8 protein-coding genes and 1 CRISPR repeat array are annotated in these 10103 nt (G+C 35.8%); of the genes, 6 read left to right on the top strand and 2 right to left on the bottom strand.

Annotation, left to right across the window (positions count from 1 at the left end):
- Positions 1-8: 8 nt before the first annotated feature.
- A CRISPR array of direct repeats spans positions 9-292; the repeat unit is 24 nt; unit sequence GCCAATTGTGGAGACCACAAAAAC.
- Positions 293-599: 307 nt separating this feature from the next.
- Positions 600-1220, top strand: coding sequence for a CadD family cadmium resistance transporter (locus HMPREF2811_RS06245; protein ID WP_071408589.1), 621 nt, complete (start codon positions 600-602; stop codon positions 1218-1220).
- Between the two features lie 491 nt (positions 1221-1711).
- On the opposite strand, the gene HMPREF2811_RS06240 is transcribed toward HMPREF2811_RS06245, so the two are convergent.
- Both HMPREF2811_RS06240 and HMPREF2811_RS06235 read right to left on the bottom strand, forming a co-directional pair.
- A complete protein-coding gene (locus tag HMPREF2811_RS06240) occupies positions 1712-2059 on the bottom strand; it encodes a zinc ribbon domain-containing protein YjdM (protein ID WP_071408588.1) in 348 nt (115 codons plus the stop codon).
- A 266-nt stretch (positions 2060-2325) separates the two neighbouring features.
- On the bottom strand, positions 2326-3219 hold the full coding sequence (locus HMPREF2811_RS06235; protein ID WP_071408587.1) for a LysR family transcriptional regulator: 894 nt from the start codon (positions 3217-3219) through the stop codon (positions 2326-2328).
- A 142-nt stretch (positions 3220-3361) separates the two neighbouring features.
- Here HMPREF2811_RS06235 and HMPREF2811_RS06230 point away from each other — a divergent pair, with 142 nt between their 5' ends.
- From HMPREF2811_RS06230 to HMPREF2811_RS06210, 5 genes are all read left to right on the top strand, one after another.
- Complete coding sequence (locus HMPREF2811_RS06230) at positions 3362-4813, top strand: SLC13 family permease (RefSeq protein WP_071408586.1); 1452 nt, start codon at positions 3362-3364, stop codon at positions 4811-4813.
- Positions 4814-4834: 21 nt separating this feature from the next.
- The gene (apgM, locus tag HMPREF2811_RS06225) at positions 4835-6070 is read left to right on the top strand and encodes a 2,3-bisphosphoglycerate-independent phosphoglycerate mutase (RefSeq protein ID WP_071408585.1); all 1236 of its coding nucleotides are present in this window, start codon (positions 4835-4837) and stop codon (positions 6068-6070) included.
- Between the two features lie 765 nt (positions 6071-6835).
- Positions 6836-7711 carry an ROK family protein gene (locus HMPREF2811_RS06220; protein WP_071408584.1) on the top strand — a complete coding sequence of 292 codons (876 nt, stop codon included), beginning with the start codon at positions 6836-6838 and terminating at the stop codon, positions 7709-7711.
- A gap of 21 nt (positions 7712-7732) precedes the next feature.
- Entirely contained in the window at positions 7733-8551 is an 819-nt protein-coding gene (locus HMPREF2811_RS06215; protein WP_071408583.1) for a MurR/RpiR family transcriptional regulator, read from the top strand.
- A 4-nt stretch (positions 8552-8555) separates the two neighbouring features.
- Positions 8556-9872, top strand: coding sequence for an ABC transporter substrate-binding protein (locus HMPREF2811_RS06210; RefSeq protein ID WP_071408582.1), 1317 nt, complete (start codon positions 8556-8558; stop codon positions 9870-9872).
- The last annotated feature ends 231 nt before the right edge of the window (positions 9873-10103 follow it).

The raw sequence follows: 10103 nt of genomic DNA, 5'->3' as shown, positions 1-10103 counted from the left end.
TTGTAGACGCCAATTGTGGAGACCACAAAAACTGATGTGTATGATGCGATTCATGTCATTCAAGTTTTGTAGACGCCAATTGTGGAGACCACAAAAACAGGGTCTTTGCTTGAACAGTCTGCCAATTTGTTTTGTAGACGCCAATTGTGGAGACCACAAAAACCTCTTTTGCAGTTTTTAATATATCAAACTGTTTTGTAGAAGCCAATTGTGGAGACCACAAAAACCTCTAGCCATGTTGTCCGCCATTGCATGCGGTTTTGTAGAAGCCAATTGTGGAGACCACAAAAACCTCAAATGGTATCAGTTAATTACACACCATAAAGGTGCGTCGATACTCGGCTCAAAAGAGCCGAAATAGCCATCTGCAATACCCCTCGTAGATCCCTCGCTTTGCTTGCAAAGTAAAGTATAGTGGGTTATACTTTGCGTGGAGTAGTCACCGAATTTCAGTTAGAAACTACTTTGTAACTACTTTTTGAGGAGGAGTAAAATGCTTTCCTACGTTCGACATTACCCATTAGCGATAGCTAAATTAATGTGTCTGTGCTCTCTTAAAATCTACTGATATATTACTGACTAATACAGGAGGTTTTTTAATGGGACAGACAATCATATCTGCTATTGGTGTTTATATTTCAACCAGTATCGATTATTTAATCATTTTAATTATTTTATTTGCACAGCTATCACAGAATAAACAGAAATGGCATATTTATGCGGGGCAATATCTAGGCACAGGCTTACTTGTAGGGGCGAGTTTAGTTGCTGCTTATGTCGTTAATTTCGTGCCTGAAGCATGGATGGTTGGATTGCTTGGTTTAATTCCTATCTATTTAGGAATTCGCTTTGCCATTGTTGGAGAAGGTGAGGAAGAAGAAGAGGAAGAAATTATAGAAAGATTAGAACAAAGCAAGGAAAGCCAACTGTTTTGGACAGTTACATTGCTGACACTTGCGTCTGGCGGAGATAATTTAGGTATCTATATCCCTTATTTTGCTTCGTTAGATTGGTCACAGACCCTCGTGGCGTTGCTTGTGTTTTCAATCGGCATAATTATCTTTTGCAAGCTTAGTGGGATGCTATCCTTTATTCCGTTAATATCCGAGACAATTGAAAAATATGAGCGAATCATTGTGCCCTTAGTATTTATTCCACTTGGACTATACATCATGTATGAAAGTGGCACGATAGAGACTTTTCTGAACTTTATTTTATAGATAGAGGCTGGGCAAAAAGTCCAGTCCATAAAAAGACAAGGTCATTATCGGAATCGTGATAATGACCTTGTTTTGTCGTTTTAATAAACTTTAAAGCGTTCAAATGATGCAATGTAAATAACTATAAATACATTAAGTCTAGTGGTAGATAAATGAAATAGAAATTTCTAAAACTCGACTATAGATATATTTAGTTTAATAAATGAGTATTTCTTAAAGAAATTTTTAAAGCATGCTTGTGGGTTTCGTATGACAATATTATGGACTTGACAGGAACACTTCAAATAAATGTTTAATCAATGTAAAAAAGGGAGTGGGCAAGAAGTTGAAAATCAGTTGATTTTCGCTTCGTCTGCCCACCCCCGCACAGTTGAGACCACTCAACCCCTGCGCTTTGAATTAAATAGATACGCCTGAACAGAATTTAAAAAGTTTTTGCCCTGCCTCTTTTAATTTAAGGCAATATATTTAAAAGTATATAACTCTGTTTATTATGCCTTCTTCACAAACTCAGATTTTAACTTCATTTGTCCAAAGCCATCTATTGTACAATCAATGTCATGACCATCTGCAGGATTATCAATCAAACGAATGTTTTTAACTTTTGTTCCTTGTTTGATTGCCTGCTTAAAACCTTTTACTTTCAAATCTTTGATAACAATAACATCATCACCTTCAACTAATGGATTGCCATTTGAATCTTTAATTGAAAATTCTTCATTTTCTTCTGATGATTCAACTTGGTTCCATTCATGTCCACACTCTGGACAGACATACATTAACTGATCCTCGTAAGTATAGGTTGAATGACACAGCGGGCAATTAGGTAATTGTTCCATTGCTAAACCTCCAATCTGTTTTCTCTATATTACCACAAAATATGATATAAATGTGGTGTAAATAAGATTATAGGTCTAAAAATCGTGTTTATAAGGTTCTCACACTGTATTTGTTATAGGCATTGGGCAAAAACTGTAAATTCAGTTTGACTCTTATATTAATATACAACTCAGCGAAAAATTTAGACCAAGAACAATTCAATTGCACAAAGGTATTACATTTAGCGAAGGAATATCATCTTCATTTTAAACAGTCACGATTGATTTTAAACTTCTTTCGAAATTTTTTCGAGATGTTTTTTGAATAAACTAGCGGCCATCGGTAAATTAATATCGGAGCGGTAAATCATTTGAATGTCACGCGAAAGTGGATAGCCATCTATTTCCAGTTTACAAAGTTTATTTAATTTAATATCATTTTCAATTAATTGTTCAGAGACGATGGCGATGCCTAACCCTTTAGCTACAGCGTGTTTAATACTAGTTTGGGTGCTAATGTTAATTGTGGGTTGATTTAAGAATTTAGGATGATTGAGTTGTTCCTTTAAATATTTAACGAGTGAAGCACTATCCTCTTTCGTAATAAAAGCCTCCTCATTTAAGTCACTTAATTGACAGTAAGATAGATGAGCTAAGCGATGATGTGGCGGAACAATTAAGACTAATTTATCTTTAAAAACAGTTTGTTGTTTGTAATTCTTACTAGGCACGTTAATATAGGACGACAGGAGCGCTAAATCGATTTTTCCATTAACCAGCAAGTTAACAATTTGCTTTGAGCGTTCGACTTGTAAATTGAGTCTTAAATTAGGGAATTCTTGGGTGAACTCTAGTAAGATATTTGGCAGGATACTGTTTCCGATTAAATTGGTGGTCCCGAGTCTTAGTTGATCTTTTTCTTGTTTAATGATAGCGAGTCGATGATTGAATTGCTCATGTTCTTTGATTAATATTTCGGTAAAGTCAAAAAATGCTTCTCCCGCTTTCGTGAGTTCAAAAGTTTTTGACGTTCTGAGAATCAGTTCAGTATCTAATTCTTTTTCCAAACGCTTGATTTGCTTCGTGACATTCGGTTGACTAATGTATAAATGTTCTGCTGTCGTTGAAAAGTTTTTGAATTTGCATAAGGTATTAAACGTGTATATTTTTTCAAAAACCATGTGAGGCACCTCTACTCATAATATGATTTAATTATTCCAAAATGGTATTGTTGACGTGTAAAACGGAATTAGAAAGTATCCGTTTTCTCTTGTATAATAATACCATAATGATCATTAAATACAATTGAAATGAGGAGAAAATATGTCTGATGCAGTCAAGAATAATAAAAATTATTCACCTATTATCGGAATCGTTCTTTCAATCATCACCTTTTTTATTTTATTTTTTATGCCATTACCTAATGGAATGACAATTGAAGGTCAAAAAAGTCTTGCGATATTTGTCTCTGCGTTAATTATGTGGGTAACTAAACCGATTCCCATTTATCAAACATCCATTATTGCCATTTTATTATTACCTTTAGTAGGAGCGGTTGAAAATCAAAAAGTGGCTTTTGGCACTTTAGGTTTTGATATTATCTGGTTAATGGTTGCCGCGTTTGTCTTAACTTCAGCAATGTCAGAAACAAATTTAGGTAAGCGTGTAGCGTTAACACTCGTTACCAAATTTGGGAAAAATAAAATTAGAACCTTAGCCGTTTTTGTTATTGTGAATTTTTTACTAGCTTTTTTTGTACCATCCACTACAGCAAGAGCTTCTTTAATTGTACCGATTGCTTTAGTATTATTAGAAGTCTATCAAGCTCTACCGGGTGAATCCAAATATGGAAAATTAATGATGTTACAAGGTGTCCATAATAATGCTTTTGCTACCTCAATGGTCATGACTGCAACCTCTGCTCAAGTCATTGCGGTAGGGTTTATCAACGAACAAGCAGGTGGGCATATTGGTTATATGGACTGGTTATTAGGTTCGATACCTCAGGCGCTATTAACGGCCATTTTCATGTTTATCATTGGTTTAAAATTATTTAACATAGCGGATAATAGTGGTGAGGATGCCAATCAAATTGTTCAAGAAAAACTTAAAACAGAATTGAATCATTTAGGTAAATTTTCTTCGGCAGAAAAACGAGTCGGAATTATCTTTTTAATCACATTACTCTTATGGGCAACAGGTGATTTTCAAGAGAGTTGGTTTGGTTTTGAAATTTCAACTGAACAAACGGCAGTATTGAGTATGTTATTGTGTTTATTACCTAAAGTTGGGGTATTAACTTGGAAACAAGCCAAAATCAAATGGGATTTAATGATCTTTTCTGCTGGTGCGTATGCAGTGGGGAACGCTTTTAATGATTCAGGTGGTGCTAGCTGGTTAATCGAACATCTAGTCGATGCGATTGGTTTAGACAAATTGAATCATGGTTTAGTAGCAGTTATTTTAATTTTCATTACGGTATTTAGTCATCTATTATTTACCAGTAAAACTGTTAGAACCACTATTTTAATTCCGGCTATTATCACCATCGCAACCACTTTAGGAATGGATCCAGTATCGTTAGCTTTAGCATGTTCATTTGGTATTGCTTCAACGATTACATTACCGCCTCATTCAAAAGTCAATACCTTATATTTTGGTACAGGATATTTTTCAGTACTAGATGAGCTTAAATTTGGTTTAGTGGGATGTTTTGTAAATGCTAGTGTGATTTCAATTGTCTATTTTACATGGCTACAATTGATTATACATTAATTGAGAAAGTTGGTTGATAACATGAAAAAGAAAGTAATTGTCGCCATTGCTGATGGTTTAGGTGATCGTCCGGTAAAAGAATTGAACCATTTATCACCATTACAGTTTGCCCAAACACCTCATTTAGATGAAATTGCTAAAAAGGGAAAAAGTGGCTTAATGGATCCGATTAGTCCAGGTATTACTGTTGGTACGGATATGGGACATTTAATTTTATTTGGACATGACCATCAGTTATATCCAGGCAGAGGTCCAATTGAAGCGGCGGGTGTTGGTTTAGATCTCAAAGAAGGAGATATTGCTTTAAGATGTAATTTTGCTACAGTGGATGATACAGGAATTGTCATCGACCGCAGAGCAGGCAGAATTAGAGTAGGGACATCGGAACTCGTTGAGGCAATCAATCATACCGTTATTAATGGCGTAGAATTTATTTTAAAAGAAGCCACGGAACATCGTGCCGTTTTAGTCATGAGAGGAGAAGGGTTATCGGATCGAATTAGTGATTCAGACCCTAAAGCGCCTAATGATGGCTCCCCATATAAAGAAGTATTACCACTTGATGATTCGATACAAGCCCAAAAAACAGCAGCAGTATTGAATGAATATTTTAAAGTTGTTTATGAAAAATGGAAAAATCATCCTGTTAATTTGAAAAGAATAGAGGATAATAAGCTTCCTGCTAATTTTTTAATTACACGTGGAGCAGGTAAAATGACAAATATTCCTCAATTAGGTAAAGAGATGGGATTTACTTGTAAGGTAATTGCTGGAGAAGATACCGTCCTAGGTGTAGCTAAAATGACGGGCTACCATACTGAAACGGATGAATCTTTTACAGGCAGCGTAGATACGAATTATCCATTAAAAGCCCAAAAAGCCTTGCAAGCCATTGAAGACTTTGATCTTGTTTATGTCCATTTTAAGGCTACCGATTTAATGGGGCATGATAATGATCCACAAGGTAAAGTCGCAGCGATTGAAAAGTATGATGAAATGGTAGGGATGCTTAAAAATAATCTACCTGAAAACACCTTATTAGCACTCTGTGCCGATCACTCCACTCCATGTGAGAAAGGGGAGCATTCAGGAGAGCCAGTGCCAATTGCGATATATGGTCCAGGGATTTTCAGTGATGAGGTAACTCAATATGATGAAGTGCGTTGTGGAAGAGGTAGTTTAAATCGATTAACAGGAAACCAATTTGTCTGGACACTCTTTGATTATTTAGAAGTTGTGCCTAAACAAGGGAATTAATAGGGAGATGACGAGATTACGAGTTTGGGGTTTTGCTTTTTGTGAAAATCTCTGAAATTATATAAAATATTTTGTTGAAAAAAAGTGCTACAAAGCTCACCTTATGTAAAGCTTTGTAGCACTTTTTATTATAGTTGACGTTTTAATTGATTAATCGATTTCAGGTTGATTATCAAAGTGATTGGCTAATGGTTTATGTGTTTATTAGTAGATGGAGTGAATTAATAACATAGTTGTTGTTACTCATCCGATTAAATTATTTGTACCGTTGTTTGTAATAGTCTGCACTTAAAAGATCGCTTTTGAAATTCAAAGTTGTCCTTGAGGTGTGTCGACCAATCTATAATAGTGTAATTAAATATACAAATAATAAAAAGATTGTTGTCACTATCAACTTTTTTCTCTCAATCCACCTAAATTTTATAATAAAGTGTTGCTTGTACACGTAAGTTTTGATGTTACATGTGTGTAAAAGCAACAGCATCTCCATACTTTTACATTATTGGAAGGATCTCAGTCATTTTTGCTTACTTCTTTCTTAGCATGATTATCTAATGCTAATTAAAGTCCTAAAACCATTCGTTATCCTACTCTAATCAGCAGCAACATTTTCAAGCATAAAAAGTGAGGGATCATCAGTAGGTGGTTCATTTAAATTAAGCATAAAAAGAAAATAATTTTCATAAAAAAAATACTTGAAATTAATTTTTGTCGATGATATAATGAAAGCGAAATCAAGAAAGCGTTTTAAAGGAGGGGGAGCGAGTGTCATATCTAGGAATAGATATTGGCGGTACATATATTAAATATGCAGTATTTGATAATGAAGGCGTACAACTGAGTGCAACAGAACGTCAGAGAACGAAATTAACGGAGTCTACAAATCATATTTTGGAGCAAGTTTGTCAAATTTGTACGACAATTCAAGAAAAGTATCAATTACAAGGTGTTGCGATTTCATCAGCCGGAGTGGTAGATTCCCAAAAAGGAGTCATCACGTATGCGGGGTATACAATACCAGGTTATACTGGCACTCCTTTAAAAGAAACGATAGAGGCATTAACAAAAGTAAAATGTACGGTAATAAATGATGTGAATGCTGCTTGTTTAGGAGAGTATTGGCAAGCTTTTACTGAATTAGAAAAACCAAAAACTTTAGTATGCTTAACCATTGGAACAGGTGTCGGTGGAGCCATTATGATTGATGGGAAATTATATGAAGGGCCAAGTTTTATGGCTGGAGAAGTAGGGTATTTGCCAATTGAAGGTCAATATTTTCAAGATGTAGCTTCCACTACCGCCTTACTAGCAGACGCGAAGCGCCAACTCAATGAGGAGATAACTGGCGAAGAATTTTTTGAACGCTTAAGATTAGCATCAGACGAACGAGTGAATCAAGTGTTTGAACGATTTATAAGTGCTCTAGCGAAAGGCGTATTGATCATGCAATACACTTTGAATCCAGATCATATTGTACTTGGAGGGGGTATCTTAGCTCAACATGATATTATGATTCCAGCAATAGAGCAAAAGTTAAAAGAGTTAGCAGTCAGTGAACGATTTTTAACAGCAAAGATAAGTCCTGCGCGGGCGGGTAACAATGCCGGCATGTTAGGAGCTTTATACTTTCATCTTTATTAAGATAGTAGGATGTGATTTACAATGAGTTTGGTAGAAAAGATAGAAGCTAATTTTATAAATTTTTCACCAAAAGAACAGATGATAGCAACTTATTTGTTACAAGAACAAAAACATTTAGGAAATATCAGTATTCAAGATTTATCAGCAGCAATTGGTACATCAGCTGCTACTATTACGCGTTTTTGTCGCAAAGTGGGTTGTGATAGTTATGTCCAACTAAAAATGGAGCTTTCTGCTTCGGCATTGAGCGATGAGAAAGATGAAAATGTCAATGCGTTTTATCAAGTAACGCAATATTATAACCGGGTAATTGAACGGACGGCGGAGTTACTTGATGAAGCACAGATTAATCGTGTGATTCAAATATTGAAAAATGCCAATCGTATCGTCATTTATGGTATGGGGAGTTCAGGATTAACAGCAAAAGAATTTGCGATTCGCTTATCGCGGATGGGAATTAATGCGATTGCTGAAACGGATTCGCATATGATGATTATCGGAAGTGCGATTACACAGGTTGGTGATATTGTCATTGGGTTTAGTAATTCAGGAGAAACAAAGGAAGTGGTGCATGCATTAAAAAACGCAAAATCAAACGGGTCAACTGTCATCAGTGTGACCAGTATCAAAGGAAGTACCATTGCTAAGTTATCGGATGAGACATTCTTTGTCCATAGTAGTCGTTTCGTGAATAACGATCAATTCGCTAATTCACAATTGCCGTTTTATTATTTAATCGACATCATCACATTGCAATTATTAGAAAATCATCACTATGCGATGAAGATGAAGACCACAGTTCAAGAAATTTTACAAAAAGCTATTTTTACGGAGGAATAAAAAGATGAAATTTAAGAAATTCAAGCAATTAGTAGCTTTCGCTATGTCAGCAACCGTATTATCAGGTGTTGTAGCATCGGTAACTCCAGCAGTCGTTAGTGCCGAAGAAGAAGTGACCATCACTTATTGGAACTTCCCTAACTTTACTAGCGATAAAGAATTCCCAGCATCAGAAGATTATGATGCAGCTTTAATCGCAGCATTCGAAGAAAAATATCCACACATTAAAGTGGAATATCAAAAATTAGACTTTACGGACGGTCCAGCAAAAATTGAAACGGCATTACAGTCACAAACCAATCCGGATGTTATCTATGATGCACCTGGTCGTATTATTGACTGGGCAAGTAAAGGATATTTAGCACCGTTCACTGATGTTGATACTAGCACTTTAATTGAAGCAGCGGTTAAAGCGAGTTCATTTGAAGATGAATTATACTTATACCCACAAGGAATTGCACCGTTCTTAATGGCAGTAAACGTTGGATTAACAGATGAATTAGGTGTAACGGATTTATTACCTTTAGATAGTGAAGATCGTAATTGGACTGTCGATGAATTCCAAGCATTTTTAGAAGCAGTGAATAATGCTGAAGGCGATACAATTCCAACCGTTGTTTATTCTAAATCACAAGCAGGAGATCAAGGTCCACGTGCATTTGTCTCTAACTTATTTGGCTCATGGATTACCAATGATGAAGTAACAGAATATACCATTAATAATGAAGCAGGAGTCAAAGCTTTAGAATGGATTAAGGAACAAGCTCCTACTGGTATCTTAGGACAAGGAGCAGCCTTAGAAGCAAAAGATGCTTTAGAATACTTCAAGTCAGGAAAAGCTGCCTTATCAATTTTAGCTAGTCCAGGTTTAGCGGCTCAATGGGAAGATGTAGACTTCAAGTTCTTACCATTCCCTAATGTGGACAAAGCACCAAAATATGAATATTTAGTAGCGGGTCCGGCTGTGTTTGATAATGGCGATGACGCTAAAATCGAAGCTGCACAATTATTTGTTGATTTCATGATTAATGACGAAGTTTGGGGCAAACGTACTTTATTAGCGACCGGTAACTTCTCAGCTAAAGAGGGAGAAACTGGTTTATATGAAAATGAAGAATTAGCATTTGCTGAAAAATTAAGCGATCAATTTGGTGCATATTATAATACAATTCCAGGATATGCGAGAATGCGTCCGTTATGGTTCCCATTATTACAAGGTGTATTATCTGGTGATACTGAAGATGTTAAAGCGGCTTTAGATGCATTCGTTGAAGAAGCTAACGCTATTTATGCTGAAGAAGTAGAGTTATTAGGTGAATAGTATTAAATTTTAGTCGATTGGGATGGAGCTGGAATATTCAGTCAAGTGATTGCTCGTTAATTAAAATCGCAGTGGTTGAGTGGTCTCAACCTGCGTCTTAAGGAGTTAGGCATAAATTTGATAAATTCAATCAAGTCATTGCTCGATGTTTAAAAGCGCAGTGGTTGAGTGGTCTCATTCTGCGTCTTAAAGACTTGTCTGAGACCTACTCAACTGTGCGGGGGTGAACAG

Origin of the sequence: Globicatella sp. HMSC072A10, from assembly GCF_001811625.1 — a bacterium.
Classification (GTDB): Bacteria; Bacillota; Bacilli; order Lactobacillales; family Aerococcaceae; genus Globicatella; species Globicatella sanguinis.
The sequence above is the reverse complement of the archived record's forward strand: the minus strand, read 5'-3'. Positions and strand labels throughout refer to the sequence as shown.

Bases quoted from the DNA above. Each gene is read 5' to 3' on its own strand.
- HMPREF2811_RS06245 (WP_071408589.1), top strand. From the start codon at position 600: ATGGGACAGACAATCATATCTGCTATTGGTGTTTATATTTCAACCAGT.
- HMPREF2811_RS06240 (WP_071408588.1), bottom strand. From the start codon at position 2,059: ATGGAACAATTACCTAATTGCCCGCTGTGTCATTCAACCTATACTTAC.
- HMPREF2811_RS06235 (WP_071408587.1), bottom strand. From the start codon at position 3,219: ATGGTTTTTGAAAAAATATACACGTTTAATACCTTATGCAAATTCAAA.
- HMPREF2811_RS06230 (WP_071408586.1), top strand. From the start codon at position 3,362: ATGTCTGATGCAGTCAAGAATAATAAAAATTATTCACCTATTATCGGA.
- apgM (WP_071408585.1), top strand. From the start codon at position 4,835: ATGAAAAAGAAAGTAATTGTCGCCATTGCTGATGGTTTAGGTGATCGT.
- HMPREF2811_RS06215 (WP_071408583.1), top strand. From the start codon at position 7,733: ATGAGTTTGGTAGAAAAGATAGAAGCTAATTTTATAAATTTTTCACCA.
- HMPREF2811_RS06210 (WP_071408582.1), top strand. From the start codon at position 8,556: ATGAAATTTAAGAAATTCAAGCAATTAGTAGCTTTCGCTATGTCAGCA.